Origin of the sequence: Bradyrhizobium sp. ORS 285, assembly GCF_900176205.1 — a bacterium.
Taxonomy (GTDB): Bacteria; Pseudomonadota; Alphaproteobacteria; order Rhizobiales; family Xanthobacteraceae; genus Bradyrhizobium.
The window spans coordinates 3833792-3856467 of the sequence record NZ_LT859959.1; the positions used below are offsets into that span (position 1 = coordinate 3833792).

The following is a 22676-nucleotide window of genomic DNA, read 5'->3' on the forward strand; positions in this document are numbered from 1 at the left end:
TTTGCCCCTGTGAACAGCGGGACGAAGCCCTGTGGACAGGGCGCGGGACAAATTTTTTTGGTTTCGAATCCGTAAGGACTCGCCGATAGTTACGGCCATCACGATACCGGCACGCGCCCTACTTATCCCGCACTTTCCCCCATATTTAGTGTTTAGTTAGGGAACCCCCACTAGTCCTTGACGGGCGAAGCGGAGTCGTCCTAGCTTCCGGCCCGGTTCGGCGCTTGATCGTGTTTCTCGTTTCGCCGCCCGCCTCCCAGAAGGGTTTGAGGACGACCGCGCCAGAAGGCCACAAGGCCCGGCGTGCGGTTCGTCGTCTGTCCCGCGGCGGGGTGGTCGCGAGGACGGGGCTGCGAAGGACCCCACTAGATGTGGGGGCTGTCTTGCAGCGGCGATAGAGCCGGACGGCACGCGTGAGGCGTTGAAGAAAGACGGGACCGGGCGACCGGTTGAACTGCGGCGGCACACGAGATCTCGGGGATGGGACTCGCTCGCCACCGCCTTTGGATGCAATGATCCCGGCCGCCAAACGCGGTCCGGCAAGAACAATTGGGGCTCGCGATGCGGATTGAACGGCGCAACACCACCGAAGGGCAGTCGGCCTATCAAGGGATCGACTTCCGCCTGACCACGTCCGAGATCAGGAATCCGGACGGCTCGGTGGTGTTCCGGCTCGAGAATGTCGAAGTGCCCGAGTTCTGGTCGCAGGTCGCCTCCGACGTGCTGGCGCAGAAGTATTTCCGCAAAGCCGGCGTCGCCGCGCGCCTGAAGAAGGTCGAGGAAGAGTCCGTGCCGTCCTGGCTGTGGCGCTCGGTGCCCGACACCGAGGCGCTGGCCGCCCTGCCCGAATCCGAGCGCTACGGCAGCGAGCGCTCCGCCAAGCAGGTGTTCGACCGCCTGGCCGGCTGCTGGACCTATTGGGGCTGGAAGGGCAACTACTTCTCGTCGGAGGAGGACGCCGTCGCGTTCTACGACGAGCTGCGCTTCATGCTCGCCAAGCAGATGGTCGCGCCGAACTCGCCGCAATGGTTCAACACCGGCCTGCACTGGGCCTATGGCATCGACGGCCCCGGCCAGGGCCACTATTACGTCGACTATAAGACCGGCAAGCTGACCAAGTCGAAATCGTCCTACGAGCATCCGCAGCCGCACGCCTGCTTCATCCAGGGCGTCGAGGACGACCTCGTCAATGACGGCGGCATCATGGACCTCTGGGTGCGCGAGGCGCGCCTGTTCAAATACGGCTCCGGCACCGGCTCGAACTTCTCGCGGCTGCGCGGCGAAGGCGAGAAGCTGTCGGGCGGCGGCCGCTCGTCCGGCCTGATGAGCTTCCTCAAGATCGGCGACCGCGCCGCCGGCGCGATCAAGTCGGGCGGCACCACCCGCCGCGCCGCCAAGATGGTCGTGGTCGACGCCGACCATCCGGATATCGAGGCCTATATCGACTGGAAGGTGAAGGAGGAGCAGAAGGTCGCGGCGCTCGTCACCGGCTCCAAGATCAACCAGAAGCACCTCAAGGCCGTGATGAAGGCCTGCGTCAATTGCGAGGGCTCCGGCGACGACTGCTTCGATCCCGAGAAGAACCCGGCGCTCCGCCGCGAGATCAAGCTCGCGCGCCGCGCTTTGGTGCCCGACAACTACATCAAGCGGGTGATCCAGTTCGCCAAGCAGGGCTACAAGGACATCGACTTCCCGATCTACGACACCGACTGGGATTCGGAAGCGTATCTCACGGTCTCCGGCCAGAACTCCAACAATTCGGTGTCGCTGAAGGACGACTTCCTGCGCGCGGTCGAGACCGACAGCGACTGGAATCTCGTCGGCCGTACCAACAAGAAGATCGTCAAGACGCTGAAGGCGCGCGACCTCTGGGAAAAGATCGGTCACGCCGCCTGGGCCTCGGCCGATCCCGGCCTGCACTTCAACACCACGATGAACGACTGGCACACCTGCAAGGCGTCCGGCGACATCCGCGCGTCCAATCCGTGCTCGGAATACATGTTCCTGGACGACACCGCCTGCAACCTGGCCTCCGCCAATTTGCTGACGTTCTACAACACGTCCACCAAGCATTTCGACGTCGGCGCTTACGAGCATCTCTGCCGGCTCTGGACCATCGTGCTCGAAATCTCCGTGCTGATGGCGCAGTTCCCGTCCAAGGCGATCGCCGAGCTGTCATACGAGTTCCGCACCCTCGGCCTCGGCTATGCCAATATCGGCGGCCTCTTGATGACCATGGGCCTGTCCTACGACTCCAAGGAAGGCCGCGCGCTGTGCGGCGCGCTGTCGGCGATCATGACCGGCATCGCCTACAAGACCTCGGCCGAGATGGCCGGCGAGCTCGGCGCCTTCCCCGGCTACAAGAAGAACGCCGCGCACATGCTGCGCGTCATCAAGAACCATCGCCGCGCCGCGAAGGGCGAGGCGACCGGCTATGAGGCGCTGTCGGTCAACCCGGTGCCGCTCGACCACGCCCACTGCCCGCAGGTCTCGCTCGTCAGCCACGCGATCCAGGCCTGGGACGACGCGCTCGCGCTCGGCGAGACCAACGGCTATCGCAACGCCCAGGTCACCGTGGTCGCCCCCACCGGCACCATCGGCCTGGTGATGGATTGCGACACCACCGGCATCGAGCCTGATTTCGCGCTGGTGAAGTTCAAGAAGCTGGCCGGCGGCGGCTACTTCAAGATCATCAACCGCGCCGTGCCCGAGGCGCTGCGCGCGCTCGGCTACCGCGAGAGCGAGATCGCCGAGATCGAGGCCTATGCCGTCGGTCACGGCTCGCTGTCCAACGCGCCCGGCATCAACGCTTCGACCCTGAAGGCCAAGGGTTTCACCGACGAGGCCATCGCCAAGGTCGAGAAGGCCTTGCCGACCGCGTTCGACATCAAGTTCGTGTTCAACAAGTGGACGCTCGGCGAGGACTTCATCACCAAACAGCTCGGCGTCTCCGCGGAGGCGCTGGCGTCTCCGACCTTCGAGCTGCTCGCCGCGATCGGCTTCACCAAGCGCGAGATCGAGGCCGCCAACGTGCACATCTGCGGCGCGATGACGGTCGAAGGTGCCCCGCACCTGAAGGCCGAGCATTACGCGGTGTTCGATTGCGCCAATCCCTGCGGCAAGATCGGCAAGCGCTATCTCTCGGTCGAGAGCCACATCCGCATGATGGCCGCGGCGCAGCCGTTCATCTCGGGCGCGATCTCAAAAACCATCAACATGCCGAACGACGCCACGGTCGAGGACTGCAAAGCGGCGTATCTGTTGTCCTGGAAGCTCGCGCTGAAGGCCAACGCGCTCTACCGCGACGGCTCGAAGCTGTCGCAGCCGCTCAACTCGCAGCTCATCTCCGACGACGAGGACGAGGACGATGCGGTCGAGTCGTTCTACGAGAAGCCGATGGCGGCGCGTGCGACGCAGGTCTCGGAGAAGATCGTCGAGAAGCTGGTCGAGCGCATCGTGGTGATGCGCGAGCGCGAGAAGATGCCGGATCGCCGCAAGGGCTACACCCAGAAGGCGGTCGTCGGCGGGCATAAGGTTTATCTCCGCACCGGCGAGTATGATGACGGCCGCCTCGGCGAGATCTTCATCGACATGCACAAGGAGGGCGCGGCGCTGCGCTCCTTCATCAACAACTTTGCCATCGCGGTGTCGCTGGGCCTCCAGTACGGCGTGCCGCTGGAGGAGTATGTCGACGCCTTCACCTTCACCCGCTTCGAGCCGGCCGGCCCCGTCCAGGGCAACGACTCGATCAAATACGCGACGTCGATCCTCGACTACGTCTTCCGCGAGCTCGCCGTCAGCTACATGTCGCGCTTCGACCTCGCCCATGTCGACCCCTCCGAGAGCAATTTCGATGCGCTCGGCCGCGGCGTCGACGAAGGCAAGCCGTCGGAGGACGGCCCGAGCCAGCAGGCCGCGAAATACGTCTCGCGCGGCCTGACCCGCTCCCGCACCGACAACCTCGTCGTGATGCGCGGCGGCACGTCGTCGAGCACGGCGGCGGTCTCCGCCCCGCATGACGGCGGCCCCTCGGGCCGCGTCACCGCCCTCTCCGGCTCCCGCGCCGGCGACGCCATCGAAGGCGCCGTCGCCCTGAAGCAGGAAGCGCAACACGACCTCTCGCCCACCGAGAAGCTCGAAGCCCTGCAATGGAGCAAGGCCGGCACGGCCGCGACGCAAGTCGCCTCCAAGGCCGAACGCCGCGCCGAAGCCAAGGCCAAGGGCTACGAAGGCGAGATGTGCTCGGAGTGCGGGAATTTCACCCTGGTCCGGAACGGGACCTGCATGAAGTGCGATACGTGCGGAAGCACGACGGGGTGTTCGTGAGCCATGAAAAAGAAAGGGGCCGCTTCACAGGCGGCCCCTTTTTACACCTGCCAGCACCCATAACCTTAAGTAGAAAAAGGCGTAGACACGAGAAGGAAGATTCGCTTTATTGATTCGGGGGACTAAACAATGACCGCATTAGCAACCGATGATAGCACCTACGATCTAATAGCCTCGTCATTAAAGCTAACAAAGCCTACGCCACTTTTAGAAGACGAGCACGCCGGAAAGCCCTTAGTAAAATTTATAATAGACCGGCCATTCTCTAGATCGGCTCAGATTGTTGCCTACAACTTCATCATCGACTTTTATCAACTAACTGGAACACAAATACTTCACGCTTCAGCACAAGATGGCTGCATAAGCGTAGTACTTCGCCTGGATAGCCACGTAGACTACAGTGGAATAGATATTCGTCATCTGATCGTATCAAGAAGTTCTTTTCACGACCTCCTTTATAGATACGACGTTTCGAAAATCTACTTCTCGGGATTCCCAAACTCCTCAAACTTTGACAGCGCATTTAAAATCGGAAGAGAGGGGAGCCCTATCAGGCCCTAGCAAACCCATGACCATTGAAAAAGAAAAATTTATACCCAGCGTAGGCATCATAGCCGCCCTGGTATCGCCAGAGCTCGAATCTTTTTGGTCCGCACTCGAGTCCCAAGGCTGGACCCGGAAGAAAGTATCACCAAAACTCCGTGACGCATCGATCGATCAATGGACGAAACGCACTGGAGACACTGACGCGATAATTCATACCGGTGTAATTGGCGAGAAAGGCCAAGCCACTGCAGCCGTAGAAACTATCGCTTTCTTAGAACGCTGCCAACCGACAAACGTAATCCTATGTGGAATTGCAGGCTCGCTCAATCGAACTAAATATCCTAAGCGCGAGGTAGTAGTTGGCAGCTCAGTGCACTGGAAATTTCAGGACAAGATCGAAGATAATGGCGGCCACTGTGAGGATGGAAGCCCTTGCTTTAAGTACCGGCCGGGAGGCAGAAACACGAACTACTTGGACGCAGATCTCTCGAAGAGGCTTGAACGCCGAATCGGAGAACTCTTCAAGCCTTCGGAGATGCAGCGCGGCTACTCGGTCCACTACGACGCAATCTTCAGCTGGGATTATGTTGCATCTGGCGATCAAGTGACCAAAAGAATACTGTCGCAGGGACATAATGTAGCATGCGTAGAAATGGAAGCCGGAGGATTTTTGTACTCTCTGCATCGATATGCAAAAATCAGCGGCCGGCGAAACATCAAAGGCTTTGTCGTTAGGGGCATATCGGATTACGCAGAACTTAAGGACAACAATTCAACCGATCGATACGCCGCTAGCGGCAATGCCGCATGGGTGTCGGTACGACTTGCTCAAGACATGTTTGACCCGAACGGCCTCGACTTGATGAGCATGTCCTAAATGGATCTACTTAGAGGGAACACCTCGATTATCGCTAATTCCGAAGCGAGGCGCCGACAGGCAATGCTGATAGTCTTGTCCAGCGAGTGAGCTTACAATGCAATTGGCGGATATTTTGTCGCGCGCCCAACCACCGGAAGATGCACGTGCCGCTTTAGAATTTGGAAAAATGCGTTTCGAGCTATCTTGGCGCTACTTCGATTTCCACGCTCGACAGCGCACGCAGCTATTCCACTTCTTTATCATCTTAGCTCCATTCATGTTTGGCGGATGCTTTTATTTGTTTAGAGAAAGGGAAACGGTTGGCTACATGCCCGGACAAATCGCCTCATGCGCCGGCGCCATCTTGTCGATCATCTTTTTCGGATTAGATAGGCGAAACCGCCGACTGATCCATTTCAGCGAGCGAGTCATCCGACTGATTGAAGGACAGTTCCTATTCACTGAAGCTCGGGCTCTTAAAGAGAACGGAACGACCTTCAAAGGCGTATTGACTACGGAGCACGCAGAGACAACCGCCCGGGCGGTACGATGGCTCCGTGGCCATAGCTTTCTAATTGGATGTGTGTACTGGCTGGCTTTCTTCGCCTTCACCGGCTTATTGTTCTATTCAACTTGCGTACAAACGGGAAAAGTGATCTTGCCGCCATCTAAACCAACTAAGATTCAGATGATCTGGAGCATGCATTAATGGCCAACGAATTTCGCTCAATTAAAGATTCCCGATGATGGCAATCGGTGGGCGAATTGGCGCGGCGCAATCCGCTGCTTGACCGGAGCGGCGCGTTACGCTTCGCTAACGCGCCCTACGCACCGAGCCCTGGGCTCCACCTCCCCGCCCCCATGCACCTCCACATCTTCTCCGATCTCCACGCCGACGTGGCCGACATCAAGCCGATCGAGGCGCTGCCCGGGGTCGATGTGGTCGTGGTCGCCGGCGATGTTGGCGAGGGGGCGGTGAACGGGTTTGCGCGGCTGCGCGAGATCGTGGCCGACGACGTGCCGATCGTCATGGTGATGGGCAACCATGAGTTCTATCACCGCACCTATCCGGAGGAGCTGAAGCTGGCGCGCGCGGAGGCGGCGCGGTTCGGCGTGCATCTCCTGGAGAACGACGCGGTCGTGCTCGCGGGCGTGCGCTTTGCCGGCTGCACGCTGTGGACCGACTATGCGATCTTCGGGCCGGGCAGCGAGGTCCACACCATGGCGGTGTGCCGCGACCGGATGAACGACCATCGCCGCATCACCTGGCGGAAGCAGCCCTGGCTACGCTTCCGCCCGCAGGAGGCGCTCGGCCTGCACCGGAGCTCCCGCACCTGGCTCACGGGTCTCCTAGAGACGCCGTTCGACGGCCCGACCGTCGTCGTCACCCACCACGCTCCCGGTTGGGGCTCCGTCGCCGAGACCTATCGCAACGACCGCGTCACCGCCGCCTACGCCTCCGATCTCTCGGCGCTGATCCAGGCGACGCGCCTCGCGCTCTGGATCCACGGCCACATCCACACGCCCTCGGACTATTCGATCGGCACCACCCGCGTGATCTGCACCCCGCACGGCTATGGCCGCGAGAACCCGGCCTTCGATCCGGCCCTGGTGGTTGAGGTCGCGTAGCCCGGATGAGCGATAGCGACATCCGGGTTCGCCTCTGACGGCAGCGATGAACCCGGATATCGCTGCGCTCATCCGGGCTACGCAGACCGATGCCGTTCCCCTTTCCCTTCCCCTGATGCGATGTTACCTTCGTCACATGACAACAGCCGAAGATCTCGAAAAAGCCATCGAGCAGCTGCCGCCGGCGGAGCTGGCGCGCTTTCGGGCGTGGTTCGAGCGGTTCGACGCGAAGCAGTTCGATGCAGCGATCGAGCAGGACGCACAGGCCGGCAAACTGGATACCAAACTGAATGAATTGGCTGACGAGGCGCTGGCGGCGCATCGCGCCGGCCGCTCGCGCGAGCTGTGAGGCACTTTGCGTCTCCGAAGTTCTGGGCTGCCTATGAGGCGTTGCCCTCAGCCATTCGAGATCTCGCCGACACGAATTTCGAGCTGCTAAAACGCGATCCCCGTCATCCCTCCCTGCACTTCAAGAAAGTCGGGCGCTATTGGTCTGTCCGAGTCGGACTGCGCTATCGCGCGCTCGCGGCCGAAACCGGCGACGACCTGGTGTGGTTCTGGATCGGCAGCCACGCGGATTACGACAGGCTGATCAACGGCTAGCGGAAGGCGGATGAGCGATAGCGACATCCGGGTTCCTTACTGCTGCGGCGGAGACCCCGGATATCGCGTCCGCCTTCGCCCGTTGGGCTTCGGCGGACAAGTCGCTCATCGGGCTGCACGGGTGCTACGTAGGGTGGGCAAAGAGGCGCACGCGGCAACGCCGCGTCGCATTGTGCCCACCGTGTCGCGGGTGGTGACAATGGTGGGCACGCGCCGCCATGCGGCGGTGCTTTGTCCACCCCACGGCACGATCCAAGCCGCGCCGAGCAAACATACACACGTCACAGATCGACCCTGATCTCGGCTGCGTCAGGGTTCTTTGGTTCGCCGTATCGCTTGACCACGAAGCCGCCGCGCGTCACCGGGGCCGCCTTCAGGAAAGGCGCGATGACACCGAACAGTTGATCCGCGTCGGCACCGTACATGAAGAGGACGCAGCGTCCGCCGCCGAACTCGTCGCCATCGAATTCACCTACGCCGTGGTGATCGATCGCCTGCTGCAGCTCTGCTGCGAGATCCGCGATCTCGGCACATTCGCGCTCGGACCCGAATTCACCTTCTCGCAGCCGAATATACACTAAGACCGCCTGCTCCATTTGCGCTTCCAATTCATATGCCCGGACAAGCAGTAGCACGCGTCGGGCGCGCAGGCGAACCGCACGAGGTTCCAGTCCTGCCAACCGCTCTTCCCGAGATGGGTGACGTAATCCGCCTCATAGCCGAGGCCTTCGCGACTCCCACCAAGGCGCCGCTCAGACACTCGTCAATCAGGAAGCGCTCGCTCAACGTCCGGCTGCCGCCTCCTCTGACGTCCGCCATTCGGCTCCATACGTGGCCTCCGCCCAGCGGATCACCGCGTCGATTCCGTCGATCGGGAGGCTCGGATAGTCGGCGAAGATGTCGTGCGCCGGATAGCCGGCGCGCAGATAGGCCAGGATGGTTTCGGCAGGCGCGGGTGCCGCGGACCACCGGGTCACCACTCATCACCGTGGGATCACGCACGACTTCGGCTCTGACGGCGACCTTGATGGTCATGGCTACGTTCCTCTTCCGCAGCTGTCATCGTAGCGCGATCCGGGTGCGGAGGCGAGGCGGGAGTTCGCGGTCGTAAAGAGGCTGCATGGTGGGCACGCGCCGCCATGCGGCGCTTTGCCCACCCTACCCTTTCCCTACTTAAAGCACACCGACTTGTCGTTCGGATCGAACGAATTCCCCGGCATCGGCCGCAGCGGGGTCAGCTTGGGGTTGGCATTCGTCAGCCGCTTCGAATAGGCCCCCAGCGCGGCGTTCATCGTGTTCAGGCGGTCCTGCGCGTCGGTGCGTTGCAGCGGCAGGGTGATCACACCGGAATTGTAGACCTCCGCGCGCGACCATTGCTGGCCCTGCACGATGCGGCCGATCAGGCGCGATTTCAGGTCGGCGGCGCTGTCGCCGGCGGCGCTCTTGCCCCCGACGACGTTGGGCGGCAGCAGGCTCGGATTGACGATCCAGCCGCGCGGCTTGGCGACGTTGTTGCCGAACAGGATCAGCTCGTCGAGCGTGTTGTTCAGCGCCACGTAGTCGCGCAGCGGCAGGCTGGTGTCGCCAGTGCCGGTCTCCTGGACGTGGCTCGCCAGATGCGGCCCCGTCGCGCAATAGGTGCCGAACACCAGATTGATGCTGCCGGAGCTCATGAACATGTAGCTGCCGACATCCGAGCCGCCCGGCGGCGACGGCGCATCGTCGCCGCAGAAGGTGCCGTGCGAGGAGGCATCCTGGAGGGAGTGCAGATAGAGCCCGATGCGGGCGATCTGCACCGGCACCGGCGGCTTCCGGGGATCGTCGAACAGCACGCCGGTGGTCTTGGTCTTGTCGTCCAGCCAGGACTTCAGCTGGGTGTAGTCGACCGTGCCGCTGCTGTTGTCGAGCACCTTCGGCCCCGAGGTGATGTTGATCGCCGGCCCGAGCGCATAGTTCTCCAGCAGCGGCACCTTGCCGCTGATCGGAACGTTCGCCAGGCATTTCGGACCGCTGAAGTTCGAGGAGCCGTTCGGCACCGTGTATCCCGCGGTGCATAGCAGGCCCGGCGCCTCGTCGGGCTTCATGGCCCATTGCCGGAGGTCGTACAGCGTCCCCTGATAGACGTCATCGATGGTGATGGGATAGCCGGGCGGCGGATAGTGAAATGGATACACCGCCTGAACACCGCTGGCGCCGTGCACATCGGTGCCCTGCCCGTTCGGCGAGAAGTTCAGGAGATAATGATAGAGCGGGCCGTCCGTGGTGTTGTTGGTGCGCTTGAAGCCGTTGAACGCGGCCGTGATGTAGCCGGCGCCCGAATTGCTCGAGCTCGCCTGCACGCCGCACTGATCGATCGGGAGGTACTGCCCATAGTCGGAGTTCTCATTGTAGGCGGCGATCCAATACGCGACGTCGGCGCGATAGCCGAGCGCTTGCGCGATGAAATAGGTGGAATCGGCATGGATCATGCTGCGGCCCGACGGGATGAGCGCGAACTGCACCGCCTCGAGCAGACAGCCCCGGTTCAGCGCCTCCGCCGGATCCTTGCAGGCGCTGGCCGGCGCCAGACAATTCCTTAGGCCCTCGCCAGCGCGATGGACGCAGATATCCTCCAGGAACGCGCGCGCGGGGCGTGGCGTGGTCAGTCCCCAGCCGAGCACGGCTGATCCTACGACAATGGAGAAGGTCGAAACGGCAAGGCCCATGCGCATGAAAAACTCCTTGGTGAATCGAAATCGGGTCGGCGCGGCAAACGGCATCTCTTAAATATGAGCGTTGGAGACGCTGCGTCGGCCTCATGCATGAAGATTCGGCAGGCGGATTTGACCCCATATCAAATGACTAATCAACCTGAAGTTGTCTGCGTATATGATCGGATCTTCCTCTCCATCGTTGCGAGCTACGTGGAGAATGCGGCGGTAGCGTCGATCGCAAGGGCCGACGCATTACACACCGCGCCATCGTTCCATCCTGCCGCCGCCGATCATCATCGCGCGAGCAAGGATTGATCCGGCGCACAGCCGTCCTACGTCAGGCCGAGGGCCGCCACGCTGTGCGGCCATCGCAAGTTCCAGATCGCCGTGAGCTTCAACATGACCGCACCGCCCTCGACACGCGCATCGATCGCCAAAAGCCCGGCCGTGATCCGGATCGACCGCTTCGCCGCGGCGCGCGAGGTGCTGCGCTCGGGCGATGTCCGGCAGGCCGGCTTCAATGCGGAGCTGGTGCATCGCTTCATCGGCCCGCGCCACGCCCCGGTGCTGTACCAGGACGGCGAGCCGCATCAGAAGCAGCGCAGCGCCACCGCGCGGTTCTTCACGCCGCGCGTGGTGGCGACGCGCTATTGTCAGCTGATGGAGACGACCAGCCGCAATCTCGTGGCGCAGTTTTGCCAGACGCGCCGCGCCCGCCTCGACGATCTGAGCCTGACGCTCGCGGTTGCCGTGGCCGCCGACATCATCGGGCTGACGAACAGTCCGCGCGACGCGATGGCCGCCCGGCTGAACCGCTTCTTCACGGCTCCCTCGGGCCAAGGCTCGCTCGTGACGCTACGCAACGCCATCTTCGGCCAGCTCCGTACCCTCGCCTTCTATTGGTTCGACGTGCGCCCGGCCATCCGCGCCCGCCGCCGTCAGCCGCGCGAGGACGTCGTCTCGCATCTGATCGCCGAGGGCTATTCCAACCGCGAGATCCTGACCGAATGCCTCACCTATGGCGCCGCCGGCATGGCGACCACGCGCGAGTTCATCGTGATGGCGGCCTTGCGCCTGTTCGACGACGATGCTCTGCGCGCGCGCTTCCTCGCCGCCGACGAGCCACAGCGCCTGACCCTTCTCGAGGAGGTGCTACGGCTCGAGCCGGTTGTGTCCGTGCTGAAGCGCCGCACGGCATGCCCGATGACGCTGCACACGGATGCGGGCGCGACGACGATCCCGGCCCGCAGCCTGGTGGAGATCGATGTCGGCGCCGCCAACCGCGACGAAGCCGCCGCCGGCGCCTGCCCGCATCAGCTCGATCCGGACCGCACGCGCCCCGCCAAAGGCTCCGCCAGCCTGATGAGCTTCGGCGACGGCCCCCACCGCTGCCCCGGCGCGGCGGTGGCGCTGCACGAGGCCGCGATCTTCCTCGATCAGCTGATGCGCGTTCCAGGCCTGCGCCTGGAGCGGCGGCCGACCAAGACCATCAACCCGGTGAGCGGCGGCTATGAGCTACGCGATGCGGTGATCGTGGTGGAGTGAGCCGATGGTGTACTATCAAGTCATCATCTCGGGAAGCTAATGAGCAACGAACCGCGCTGCCAATAAATGCGCCCTCTCCCCTTGCGGGAGAGGGCATGTAGGACAGTGCGACAAGCTCGCTTGGGTGAGGGGTATCTCTCCACAAGTCTCACTCGCGGAGAGATACCCCTCACCCCACCGCGTATGAGGATGCGCCGGCGATGCCCTCTCCCGCAAGGGGAGAGGGCGCATTCATGGGCAGCAGTGGGTTGGCGCTATGAGCAAGCCACTGGAGACCCCAGACATTGCGTCGTTCATCCGAGCTACAATTCTCGCGGCCTAAGGACAACGCTGACCAGGCTTAGCCCCTACTTCTCCTCCTCCATCGTCACCGCCACGGCGCCCACCGCCGACAGCCGCACCTTGTCGCCCTCGACGTCGGCGATCAGGCCCTTGTCGATGAAGTGATGATGGCCCTTGTGGCTGCCTTCGCCGCTGTCCTTCTTGGTCAGCTTGATGCGGTTGCCGTCGACGCGGTCGACCGTGCCGACATGCACGCCGTCGGCGCCGATGACTTCCATGTGTTCCTTGATGTCCAGCATGACGAGTTGCTCCGTGGTTGATGTGAGAGCTGCGTCAACCGGCGTGTGAGACAAGGGTTCCGGAGCCGTCGGGTGGGCAAAGGCGCGCCCAACCCGGGGCCGTATGGCGCGCCGTGCCCACCGCCCGCACCCAGCGGCGCCGATGGTGGGCACGCGTCGCCTCCGGCGCCGCTTTGCCCACCCTACGGCAGTCTCGTTCGACGCGCGACCGGAGCATCACACGACTCCGAGACTTCCGACAAAAATAATCATCTTGCTATTTTTCGGAATTCGTGCTTTTCTCCCGCCATCCCGGCCCGCGAGAGGGGCGCTTCGCGATCGTCACGAGACGTGGGGCCGGTGATGCGGTGGCTGTGAGTTTGCTGCAGCGGGCTGATGCTCGCCGACGAACGGCAGGCTTGCTGACGTGAAGACGCGTGGTCCTGGCGCCCCGACGCTGGCGTCAAGCTTTCTGGTCATGATGATCCGGGGAGCGACGGTGGCTACCAAGCCGGACACCGGGGAGATCGCGACATAAGCGTGAAAACCATCGCGCGGGGAATGCCGGGTGATCTCGGCTGAACCTGTGGTGACTGCCGCCTGCTTTTTTTGCTGCAGGCGGGCCATGGGTGCGGCCAGCGCCCGGCATTCCCCGCGCCCTCTCTCCTTGGGGGGCCGCTGATGAGCAGCACTCGGGCGCATCCATGCGCCGCGGGATCGCTCTCGCGCATCCGCTCGCAGCGAGATCTGCTCGGCCCGCTGTTTGACACTCGTTCAGTGCATGCGCTGCCGACGACGCGCGCTCGCGTCGTGGCGACCAGCGACTCCTGGGCCTCACGCCTTGCGCACCGTGCCGAGGAAGCCCTCCACGGCTACGCGGAAACGATCGGCATCATCAGACATGCGGCGCACCGACTCGACCATCGCAGCACCGGCATTGCCGGTCTGGCGGTTCAGCGCTGCGACCGAGCCGATCGTGTCGGTGACGGCGCGGGTGCCCTGAGCGGCCTGCTGGAAGTTGCGCGAGATCTCGGTGGTGGCGGCGCGCTGCTCCTCGACCGCAGCAGCGATCGCCGTCATCTTCTCGTCGATGCCCGAGATGTTCTGGCTGATGCCGCGGATCGCCTCGACGGACTCGCCGGTGGCGGCCTGGATCTCGGCGATCTGACGGGTGATGTCATCGGTCGCGGTCGCCGTCTGCGCCGCGAGGTTCTTGACCTCGCCGGCGACCACCGCAAAGCCGCGGCCGGCCTCGCCGGCGCGCGCCGCCTCGATGGTGGCGTTGAGCGCGAGCAGGTTGGTCTGGCTCGCGATCGCGGTGATCATCTTGACCACCTCGCCGATGCGGTTGGCGGCACGGTCGAGCATTTCGACCGTGGCGTTGGTCTGGGCGGCGCGCTCGACCACCTGGCGCGCATCGGCGGCGGAGGCCTGCACTTGGGCAGCGATCTCCGAAACCGACGCGGTCAGCTCCTCGGTGGCGGCGGCGATGGTCTCGAGATTGGTGGTCGCTGTCTCAGCGGCGCTGGCGACAGCGGCGGTCTGCTCGGTCGAATCGTCGACCAGCTTGCGCACGTCGGTGGCGCTGGAATCGAGCTGGCCGGTCGATTGGCTCATGCTGACGATCACCGCCTGCACGGTGTCGTCGAAGCTCTTGCAGGCGCTGTCGATGGCCTGCGAGCGCTCCAGCCGCTTGCTCTGGTCGAACTCGCGCTCGCCCGCGAGCCGCTCGGCGGTCGCGGCGCTCTCGCGCAGGCCTTCGAGGGCTGCGGCCATCGCGCCGAACTCGTCGGCATGTGCGAATTGCGGCACGGGCGTCTGGTAGTCGCGCTGGCCGATGCGGTGGATGGCCTGCATCAGCGCGCCAACGGGACGCACCAGACGGACGCGCACGGCGCGTAGCGCCATGCCAGCGACAAGCAGCGCGGTGATGAAGGAGAGCGACTGCACGATCAGGCTGCTCAGTGCTGCAGTCTTGATCGCTTCGGCGCGGGCGATGGAGCCGTCGAGCGCGGTCATGCCGATATTGATGATGCCCTGGAACGGGCCCTGGCAGAACGCATTCCACTCCGGCGCCGGCATGGCCGGCTTGCCGCTGCCGTCGAAGCCCTTGGCGAGTTGGTCCATGCGCTGATGCGCAGCCTCGACCTCCGCGCGGGACGTCTTGACCGTCGCCGCGAGCTCGGCGCTGCCCGCGCCCGCCAGGAGATCGTCGAGTCCGGACCAGCCGGCGGCAACGGTGCCGCGCCATTGCGCAATCGAGCCCTTCTGCGCCTCGTCGAGCGGCTTGGAACTGTTGATGTTCGGGCGCATCGCCGAGCACTGCAAACCGTAGCGATCGCGCACCTGCCAGGCCAGGCGACGGGCCTGTACCATCTTGGCGATGGCGGGATCCGTCATCCAGGCGCGGTTGGACACGGCGAGCGAGGCCGCATTGGCGGCGTCGAGCGTCTTGGTCATCGCGTCGTACCAGGCCTGGGTGCGGGCAAGCACGCGCTCGGCGCGCGGCTTAGCCGCTTCGTCGAACAGCAGCTTGAACTGCGGAACCGTCGCGTCCCAGCTCGATTTCAGCCTACCCGTGAGGTCATCGCGCTCGGGCATGTCGACGCCGGCGAGCGCTGTGACGATGCCGTCATAGCCTTTGGCCTCGATGCCCTGGTATTCCGTGAGCTTGGCGCGCGGATCCTCCTCGCTGAGCAGAACGCTCTGGATGTCGCCGCGATGGGCGCGCATGACGAGGACATTCTGGAAGATGGCCTTGTCAGCCGCCGTCAGCTGCTCGGTCGCCACGCTCTCGCGATAGCGGCTCGCAGCGCCGCTCATCAGGATCGCCGTGGACACGAGGATGCCAGCTGCGAGCACCGACAACAGCACCATCAGCAGGGTACTGACCGACTTCTTCATCACACACCGCCCTACACCAGAAAGTGGCAGGATGAAGCGATTGCACAAATTCTTCCTTAACCATGCACCGGCAGACCGAAGATCGAGGTAATCAGTTGCCGAACAGCCCCCCTCCACTGCAAAAAAAAGTGCGCAGGCTCCCTCGCGCAGCTCGCTGGCGTGCGATGGCGCGCGAGGGAAAGCGAATCGGACAGCGCGGCGCGCGCCGGCTGCGGCAGGTGGCGGGCGCAGCGCCGCGATGGCTGAAGATCGCCTGCGGCGTGATGCTGGCGCTGTGCCTCTTTGCGCTCATCAATCTCGCCTATCATGTCGCGCGCAAGCCGACCGAGCTGTTCGTCGTCACCGGCCACTCGCTGGACAAGGAGCCGGAGGAGACGTGGCGGCAATATGGGGCACTGTTCCGCGCCCACGCGACGCGCGCGATCACCGCGGAGCTGCTGGCTGCGCTGGCGCAGACAGAGAGCTCCGGCAATCCGGTGGCGCGCACCTATTGGCGCTGGCGCTTGGCCTGGAATCCGTTCGCGCTCTATCAGCCGGCCTCGAGCGCGGTCGGCCTGTTCCAGATGACCGACGGCGCCTTTGCCGACGCCGCACGGTTCTGCATCCGGGATCACGAGGTGACGAGCGACGGCTGCGGCCCGTCGAGCCTGTATATCCGCGCGTGGCCGGCGCATGCGGCAGAGCTCACCGTGATCTCGCTCGACCGCCAGGTCGCCGCCGTCCTCGCACGACACCCCGCCGCGAAGCCGACGCTGGCACAGAAGCAGGATCTCGCCGCGGTGATTCATCTCTGCGGCGCAGGGCCGGCCACAGGCTTCGTCCGCCGCGGCTTCAAGCCGGAGAGCGGCGAGCGCTGCGGTGACCATTCGGTCGCCGGCTATCTGGGCAAGGTCAACGCGATGAAGAAGCTGTTTCAGAAGCTCGCGGCCTCGGAACGGAGCTAGCGCCCAGTTCCACGTTAAGCACGTCGGATGCGCAAATGTGGGCAAGCATCGCGTGTTAACAGATTGGCAACGAAGTCGGCGGCATTTTCGGGCTCCCATTAGTACAGGAGTCACCATGTCAGAGATCGGCATTCCCGGCGCGCGCATCCGGTCCTTCGTCGAGCGGATCGAGCACCTCGATGGCGAATTGGCGGAGCTGAACGAGCAGAAGAAGGAAGTGTTTGCCGAGGCCAAGGGTGAAGGCTTCGACGTCAAGATCCTGAAGGAGATCATCAAGCTGCGGAAGCAGGACCAGGACGAGCGCGACGAGCACGAGACGCTCCTCGACACCTACCTGCGGGCGATGGACGCGGCCGAGTCCGAGTCGGCCGCCAAGACGCCCGAACGCAAAGCGGCGTGAGACCCGGCGAGGCGACCAGCCTCAGGGCCGATATCGGCGGCGCGCAGCAGCTCCTCCGCATTGCGCGCTGCCCGCCTCCGGGATTTTCCTTGCCCGGTTCCATCCGAGCCTCTATCGCTGCGCCACGCTTCCTGCAGCGCCCGAGGATGAGATGACCGACGCGATGACCTGCCCGCAATGCCGCTCCGAGCACGCCTATCAGGACGGCGCCTTGTGGGTCTGTCCGGAATGCGGTCACGAATGGAGCGCGGATGCCGCCGTTGCCGCGACAGCCGGCGATGATACCAGCATCCGCGACGCCAACGGCAATGTGCTCGCGGATGGCGACAGCGTGATCGTCATCAAGGACCTCAAGGTCAAGGGCTCGTCTTCGACGGTGAAAGGCGGCACCAAGGTGCGCAACATCCGTCTGCAGGAAGCGAGCGACGGTCACAACATCGCCTGCAAGATCGACGGCATCGGCCAGATGAACCTGAAGTCGGAGTTCGTCCGCAAGGCGTAGAGCGCAGTCCTCCCGGAACATTCGCGACGCCCCAGCGTTCGCATGAACAACGGGAGGATGGCCATGCTGACGGACGACCAGATCGCGACGCTTTCGGACATCGGCCAGGCGATCGCCTTCTCACCCGACCGGCACGACGAGATCGATGGTCTCATTCGCGAAGGTTACGTCGCCAAGGACGGCGACATCTACGAGCTGACCGCCAAAGGCCAGAAGGTCCTGACCGACCGCGGTGCCGGGCTGAACGAAGCCTGAGGATGACCTTAAGCGAACCGGCCTCATGACCGGTAGAGTGGCGGCCGCTTGGATCGAATCGGAAGTCGGCGCCAATGCTTCGCCAGATGGCGAGACCTGAGATCGATGGCGTTATGCCGGGCCCGCCATCTAACAGCGCGTACCGCCACCTCTGGGGAATCACACCTTCAACGCCCACTTGAAGCCGCGGGCGGTATCGAAATCCGCAGAACTCTCATCCGCAAACGCTACAAGACTGCGCAACCGCTGCCTGATGTTTGGCAACACACAGGTTGCGGTCAGCGACCGACTGACGCTGCGGCCCCTCATTGGCGGTCTCATCAGCAGCGGTGCACCGTCACACCCACCGGCCCGTGCGTGACATCAGCGGTGAATCCATCACGCTTCTGTAGCCATGAAGTGACACCCGTATCACTCCCTTCCGTAGCAGCACGGCATGGCTTCATAACTTGGCATGAACTCTGCTTTGTTGATCCTCACCGGGTCCCACTCTTTGGAGGCAGAATCAACGTGCTCGTCACTCTCGTCGCACTACTTTGCAACGGCCAGCTCTGCATGGAGAAGGTCGTTACCAACAGCGAGATGTCCGGCATCACGATGACATCCTGCGCGGTCAACGCGCAGATCGGAATCGCAGACTGGATGTCCAAGGGTCCGTATCACGAGTGGCGTCTGCAGAGTTACAAGTGCGTCGCCGGCCAATACGTGCCGAAGACCCACGCCTGAGTCCGTCCACGGCTGGCCGGCGCCCACCATTGGACGCCGGCTGCCGCGCGGGACGCCCTCAGATCGCGGTGGCGCCCGACGTCAGCCGCGTCGCGTTTGAGACAGGACCCGGAGCCAAGGACCTCCGTTTGCACGCAAACGACCCCGGACCGGGCCGAAATCAGGAATTTTTGCGCCCGTTTCACTGGCCCGCTTCGTGCAATGCCCCCTGATGTCAACGAGGGGGATGCGTCATGCCGTTCTACAGCTTCCACTGCGCGACCTGTGCCGAAGACGTCGAGTTGCTGATCGGGATATCGGAGAAGCCGGTCTGTCCGACCTGCGGCGGCCGCAAGCTGACGCGCCTGCCGTCGCTGCCTGCCCCGCCCGCGCGCAGCCCTGGACTGATCAAGGCGGCGCGGGCCCAGGCCGCGCGCGAGGGGCATTTCAGCAACTACAGTCGCGCCGAGCGGAAGAAGCGCTGATCAATCGGCGCCGGCAATGTCGGCGCCTGATGTCAATCGGATGTGATCTGCACTTCGGGGACGTTATCCTCGGGATCGTCAATGTCGAGACCGTCCTCCTCGTCGAGATCGATGCCGGACAGGCAGATGTCACCGTCATCGATGACGAGCGTGATCGGCAGCAGCGCCTTGCCCTGACAGGGTCCGATGAAACATTGGCCGGTATCGAGATCGAACTGCGCGCCGTGCTGGCCGCAGACCAGGAAGTTGCCCTCCTCGTCCATGAACTCGCCAGGAATCTTGTCGAGGCGCGCGCCCTGGTGGGGACAGGCATTCTCGAATCCGTAGAAATTGTTGCCCTTGCGGGTGACCAGGATCGGCCAGGGCTTGGCGCTGCCATCCGCCTCACGCCGCTGCAGGACGAAGCCGCGCGCCGTGCCGTCGTCCACCTCATAGGTCGCGCAGATCGCAAACAGCGTGCTCATCACGGGCCTCCACTGGCGCATATGCGACATCGCGTGGCGCCTGGAGCAGAAGCGCAGCAAGCCGCATGCCAATGGCCCTTGTCGGAGGCCTTACGCCAGCGGCACGCCTAGCCGGCCAATACCAGGGAATTTCAGAGCAGGCCGGCGCAGGTCGATGCCGAGAACTCCGCCGAAGAAGTTCAGCTCGATTCCCTCGACCCAACCGATGGTCAGGCCGAGATAGCCGCCCGCCGACACGAACAGCCCCGTTCGGGACGCGGTCCGTCCCCACCAGCCATCGTAGGGAAAGTCCTTTCCGATCGCCGTCGGCGGCAGCACGGCGTTCAGTTCGGGGACCGCATTCAATGCCGCCTGCACGAATGTATTCGAATTCGGTCCCGGCCAGGCGTTGTAGTCGCCATAGGTGCGGAAGCGATAGGTCTCGACGACGCCGCGGATCTTCGGGATCACGCGCTCGGCTTCGTCGCCGTCAACGGCCAGCACCGTCTCGGGCAGCGCCCCGAACCAGCGTCCGTCCGGCGCGAAGCCATCGACGCGGATCGGCTCTCCCCAGGCCGTGTAGTCGTAGCGGGTGTAGCGCGGTGCGCCCTTCTCCTTCACCACGATCCAGCTGTGAACCGCGAAGATGCCGCGCCAGCGCACGGTGCGTGCAGCGAACACGCGAACGATGGCGTCGGCATGTTGGGCAGGAGGCGGCAAGAGGCCCGCGCTCGAACGGTCCGCGGTCTGCCAATTGCCGCGGCGATCGCCGCGCAGATAGTTCGCGGCTGAGAGCGAGAGGGGCGCGATGATGAGCAGCAGGAAGACGAGCACGAGTTTTTTCACGACCGGCAAGAACGGCGAGCATGACTGAGAATGAGACGCATGTAGTCATTCTCCGCGCAACCGCCAGCGGCGACGCGCGGTTCGTCGTCACACAAGCAGGCAGGCGCGCGTCAATGCCGGCGGAAGCCGCCGCCACCCGAACCGGAGCGGCCGCCGCCACCGCGCATACCGCCGGGGCTCATGCGAGGCGCGCTCATCGCGGCCATGCCTCCGGCCTGGGGCGCGCCGCCCATGGAGAGAGAGCTCCCGCCCCCGCTCCGCATGCCCACCATCTGCGCACGGGCTCCCTGTGCGCCGGCCCCCCGTCCCATGCCGGGCTGCGCAACGCGCCCCGGCATCGCCGCCTGGCCAGGAGAACCCGCTGGAACGGCGGGTCCCGCAGCAGGGCCACCGGCGGGCACGGGCGAGCCGCCGGTCGCCATACGCGGCGGAGGCGTGGATCCGGTCATCGCTCCCGCACCGCCCGCGGCCTGCCCGACGGCGCCCGGACCGCGCGCTGGGCTGCCGGGAGTCATGCCGGTCGGATGCGGATTTTGCGCCATCATCGGCGGGTGGCGGAGCCAATAGCGGTTCCAAAACGCGTGCCGATGAAACCAGGGGCGGCCGAAGTAGAAGCTGCTCCAATAGGTGGTCAGCACGAAGGGCGTCACCGGAACGTATTCGACATATTCGGGCAGGTAGACGTACTGCTCGCGATACAGGTACCTGAGCGTCCTCGCGGCGACCCAGCCGCGCTCGCCTTCGAAACTCACGTCGCACCACGCGCCGCCTTCGATGCAGCCGTGAATGGTGATGCGGGCGCCTGCGGGAATCTTGTCGACCACCGGAAAACCGGTGCCGGGTCCTGCGCGCATTGTGGCCGATGTTCGCACCAGGCCCGGCGCGGCAACGGCGAACGAGGCCGGTGTCGCGATCAGCAGCGCAGCGACGAGACACGTTTTGAGTTTCACCACGAGCACCCTCCTGTCTGGTTCAGCAGGGAGCGTGGCAGTCCATCGCGGCAACCTCACGGCGCCGCCGTGGAGGCAGCACTCTGCTGCGCCTCATTGGAGCCGCCTGAAGAAAATGAGATCACATCGTCAGCCCCGCCGACGCGCGTGCCGCGGAGAAGTCCCTGAATGTAGCGGCCTATGGCGCGCCGTTGCCGGACAGGATCTGCGCCACGCCCCCCAGTCCGCGGCGAAAGGCCTCATCGAAGGTGACGCCGCGAAACTGCCATCGATGCTTCGCGCCCGCCGCGTCGAGCTCCCATTGCGAGACCCAGCCGAGATCGGAATCATCCCAGGTGAGACGACCGAGCAGCGTCACCTCTGCGCCACGCAATGACGCCGCCAGCGTCGCAGGCGGAAGATCAGCGCTGCCAATTGCGACGGGTCCGGCCTGCGACGCATCGGGAAGCACGACATCGAGGCCGCGCTTGCTGGCCGCTGCGCGCAACGCATCGCGCTGCAGATCAGACTGCTTGTCGTCTGAGGTCACCAGGAACGTCCGGCTGCCGGACGACATCGCCACAATGACGGCAATCGACGGCCGCGGCATCAGCCACGGCCGCACATTGAGCGTTTGCAGCAGACCGTCGATCTTGCCGCGATCGAAGGTCACGGTCAGGTCGTACGGCCGGTCGCGCGTGCCCTGCTCGTCACGCTTCGGCTTGCCCGACATCTGGTCGTGATAGTCGAAGGCGGTGACGAAATCGCCGGCCCGCGTCTTCAACGGCGCCAGCCGGCCATCATCCTTCAATTGGAATGCGCCCGACACCTTGATGAGGACATCCTCGAGGCAGGCGGCAAAGCCGACCCGGCGATTGTCATCGCCCTGTCCCGTTACGACGGTCTGCGCTTGATACAGCAGGTCGTTATCCGCGCGGACGGCATCGCCCGTGGTCACGAGCCAAAGACCGACCCACAATGCACTCCAGGCGCGGCGAACGTTGCGCAGTCTCATCATGTCGCCTCGGCGACCCGCCGGGTTATTTCTGCCGATCGAGCTTGGTGATCGTCTTTGCTGCACCGCTGTCGGATGTCGAGAAATTGACGCGGTCGCCGGCGTGAACGTTCTCGATCATGGCATTGTCCTTGATCTTGAAGTCCTCCGCGGCCGTGTTCGCACCGACGGTTCCGCTCTGTACGCGCTTGATCGAGATGGTGCCGTTGAGCCGGTTGATTCCCGTCACAACACCCGCGGTGCCTTGGTCCGCCGCGAAAGCGGGCACACTCCACACCAGAGCCGCGACTGTGGCCAGAGTGATCGTTGCTGCTTTCATCGCTGTTCTCCTGCTTTCCATCCGCGGCAGACAAGCTTCCGCGAATTCTTTGGTTCCCTCGAATGCCACGTGTCATTTGACGCCAGCCTGCATGCGACGGTTTGACCCGCCGCAACTCCACAGACGACGACCGCGCATCGCGCCCTCGAACTGGCGCGCCACTCAAAT

At 63.9% G+C, this 22676-nt stretch carries 26 protein-coding genes; 15 read left to right on the plus strand and 11 right to left on the minus strand.

Annotated elements, in window-relative coordinates:
• The first annotated feature begins 561 nt into the window (after positions 1-561).
• From BRAD285_RS17200 to BRAD285_RS17225, 7 genes are all read left to right on the plus strand, one after another.
• Positions 562-4326 carry a vitamin B12-dependent ribonucleotide reductase gene (locus BRAD285_RS17200; RefSeq protein WP_035646253.1) on the plus strand — a complete coding sequence of 1255 codons (3765 nt, stop codon included), beginning with the start codon at positions 562-564 and terminating at the stop codon, positions 4324-4326.
• Between the two features lie 129 nt (positions 4327-4455).
• The gene (locus tag BRAD285_RS35425) at positions 4456-4887 is read left to right on the plus strand and encodes a hypothetical protein (RefSeq protein ID WP_139020619.1); all 432 of its coding nucleotides are present in this window, start codon (positions 4456-4458) and stop codon (positions 4885-4887) included.
• 7 nt (positions 4888-4894) lie between these two features.
• Complete coding sequence (locus BRAD285_RS17205) at positions 4895-5749, plus strand: hypothetical protein (RefSeq protein WP_083846379.1); 855 nt, start codon at positions 4895-4897, stop codon at positions 5747-5749.
• A gap of 97 nt (positions 5750-5846) precedes the next feature.
• Positions 5847-6440: a hypothetical protein gene (locus tag BRAD285_RS17210; protein WP_006611787.1), complete on the plus strand. Its 594-nt coding sequence runs from the start codon at positions 5847-5849 to the stop codon at positions 6438-6440.
• Between the two features lie 152 nt (positions 6441-6592).
• On the plus strand, positions 6593-7360 hold the full coding sequence (locus BRAD285_RS17215) for a metallophosphoesterase (protein WP_035646242.1): 768 nt from the start codon (positions 6593-6595) through the stop codon (positions 7358-7360).
• A 46-nt stretch (positions 7361-7406) separates the two neighbouring features.
• Positions 7407-7709 (plus strand): hypothetical protein, encoded by a 303-nt coding sequence (locus tag BRAD285_RS17220; protein WP_006611785.1) that lies wholly within the window; start codon positions 7407-7409, stop codon positions 7707-7709.
• Entirely contained in the window at positions 7706-7963 is a 258-nt protein-coding gene (locus BRAD285_RS17225) for a hypothetical protein (protein ID WP_006611784.1), read from the plus strand. Before BRAD285_RS17220 ends, BRAD285_RS17225 begins: the two co-directional genes overlap by 4 nt.
• Before the next feature lie 281 nt (positions 7964-8244).
• Here BRAD285_RS17225 and BRAD285_RS17230 read toward each other — a convergent pair whose 3' ends face one another.
• The 3 genes from BRAD285_RS17230 to BRAD285_RS17240 form a co-directional block, all read right to left on the minus strand.
• Entirely contained in the window at positions 8245-8559 is a 315-nt protein-coding gene (locus BRAD285_RS17230) for a hypothetical protein (RefSeq protein ID WP_050886832.1), read from the minus strand.
• A gap of 186 nt (positions 8560-8745) precedes the next feature.
• Positions 8746-8940, minus strand: coding sequence for a DUF433 domain-containing protein (locus BRAD285_RS17235; protein ID WP_035646236.1), 195 nt, complete (start codon positions 8938-8940; stop codon positions 8746-8748).
• A 192-nt stretch (positions 8941-9132) separates the two neighbouring features.
• Positions 9133-10674 carry a hypothetical protein gene (locus tag BRAD285_RS17240; protein WP_006611782.1) on the minus strand — a complete coding sequence of 514 codons (1542 nt, stop codon included), beginning with the start codon at positions 10672-10674 and terminating at the stop codon, positions 9133-9135.
• 90 nt (positions 10675-10764) lie between these two features.
• Between BRAD285_RS17240 and BRAD285_RS35430 the strand changes: the two genes are divergently transcribed.
• Together BRAD285_RS35430 and BRAD285_RS17245 are read left to right on the plus strand one after the other, a co-directional pair.
• A complete protein-coding gene (locus tag BRAD285_RS35430) occupies positions 10765-10971 on the plus strand; it encodes a hypothetical protein (protein WP_139020618.1) in 207 nt (68 codons plus the stop codon).
• Between the two features lie 84 nt (positions 10972-11055).
• Positions 11056-12201 (plus strand): cytochrome P450, encoded by a 1146-nt coding sequence (locus tag BRAD285_RS17245; protein ID WP_006611780.1) that lies wholly within the window; start codon positions 11056-11058, stop codon positions 12199-12201.
• A gap of 347 nt (positions 12202-12548) precedes the next feature.
• On the opposite strand, the gene BRAD285_RS17250 is transcribed toward BRAD285_RS17245, so the two are convergent.
• The 3 genes from BRAD285_RS17250 to BRAD285_RS17260 form a co-directional block, all read right to left on the minus strand.
• The gene (locus tag BRAD285_RS17250) at positions 12549-12782 is read right to left on the minus strand and encodes a DUF2171 domain-containing protein (protein ID WP_006611779.1); all 234 of its coding nucleotides are present in this window, start codon (positions 12780-12782) and stop codon (positions 12549-12551) included.
• A gap of 321 nt (positions 12783-13103) precedes the next feature.
• Entirely contained in the window at positions 13104-13388 is a 285-nt protein-coding gene (locus BRAD285_RS17255; protein ID WP_006611778.1) for a hypothetical protein, read from the minus strand.
• Positions 13389-13595: 207 nt separating this feature from the next.
• A complete protein-coding gene (locus BRAD285_RS17260) occupies positions 13596-15665 on the minus strand; it encodes a methyl-accepting chemotaxis protein (protein WP_006611777.1) in 2070 nt (689 codons plus the stop codon).
• Between the two features lie 164 nt (positions 15666-15829).
• Here BRAD285_RS17260 and BRAD285_RS17265 point away from each other — a divergent pair, with 164 nt between their 5' ends.
• From BRAD285_RS17265 to BRAD285_RS17290, 6 genes are all read left to right on the plus strand, one after another.
• Positions 15830-16609 carry a transglycosylase SLT domain-containing protein gene (locus BRAD285_RS17265; RefSeq protein WP_006611776.1) on the plus strand — a complete coding sequence of 260 codons (780 nt, stop codon included), beginning with the start codon at positions 15830-15832 and terminating at the stop codon, positions 16607-16609.
• A 115-nt stretch (positions 16610-16724) separates the two neighbouring features.
• A complete protein-coding gene (locus BRAD285_RS17270; RefSeq protein WP_006611775.1) occupies positions 16725-17009 on the plus strand; it encodes a DUF2312 domain-containing protein in 285 nt (94 codons plus the stop codon).
• Positions 17010-17160: 151 nt separating this feature from the next.
• A complete protein-coding gene (locus BRAD285_RS17275; protein ID WP_006611774.1) occupies positions 17161-17511 on the plus strand; it encodes a zinc ribbon domain-containing protein YjdM in 351 nt (116 codons plus the stop codon).
• A gap of 63 nt (positions 17512-17574) precedes the next feature.
• Complete coding sequence (locus tag BRAD285_RS17280) at positions 17575-17766, plus strand: hypothetical protein (protein ID WP_006611773.1); 192 nt, start codon at positions 17575-17577, stop codon at positions 17764-17766.
• 555 nt (positions 17767-18321) lie between these two features.
• Positions 18322-18492: a hypothetical protein gene (locus BRAD285_RS17285; protein ID WP_244422188.1), complete on the plus strand. Its 171-nt coding sequence runs from the start codon at positions 18322-18324 to the stop codon at positions 18490-18492.
• 233 nt (positions 18493-18725) lie between these two features.
• Positions 18726-18956: a zinc ribbon domain-containing protein gene (locus BRAD285_RS17290; protein ID WP_006611770.1), complete on the plus strand. Its 231-nt coding sequence runs from the start codon at positions 18726-18728 to the stop codon at positions 18954-18956.
• A 32-nt stretch (positions 18957-18988) separates the two neighbouring features.
• Here BRAD285_RS17290 and BRAD285_RS17295 read toward each other — a convergent pair whose 3' ends face one another.
• From BRAD285_RS17295 to BRAD285_RS17315, 5 genes are all read right to left on the minus strand, one after another.
• On the minus strand, positions 18989-19420 hold the full coding sequence (locus BRAD285_RS17295) for a Rieske (2Fe-2S) protein (RefSeq protein WP_006611769.1): 432 nt from the start codon (positions 19418-19420) through the stop codon (positions 18989-18991).
• 90 nt (positions 19421-19510) lie between these two features.
• Positions 19511-20233, minus strand: a complete 723-nt coding sequence (locus tag BRAD285_RS17300) for a DUF3750 domain-containing protein (protein ID WP_035646233.1) — start codon at positions 20231-20233, stop codon at positions 19511-19513.
• A 122-nt stretch (positions 20234-20355) separates the two neighbouring features.
• Positions 20356-21198: an SH3 domain-containing protein gene (locus tag BRAD285_RS17305; RefSeq protein WP_006611767.1), complete on the minus strand. Its 843-nt coding sequence runs from the start codon at positions 21196-21198 to the stop codon at positions 20356-20358.
• 175 nt (positions 21199-21373) lie between these two features.
• Complete coding sequence (locus BRAD285_RS17310) at positions 21374-22189, minus strand: DUF2066 domain-containing protein (protein WP_006611766.1); 816 nt, start codon at positions 22187-22189, stop codon at positions 21374-21376.
• A 25-nt stretch (positions 22190-22214) separates the two neighbouring features.
• The gene (locus BRAD285_RS17315; protein WP_006611765.1) at positions 22215-22508 is read right to left on the minus strand and encodes a copper-binding protein; all 294 of its coding nucleotides are present in this window, start codon (positions 22506-22508) and stop codon (positions 22215-22217) included.
• Between the last annotated feature and the right edge of the window lie 168 nt (positions 22509-22676).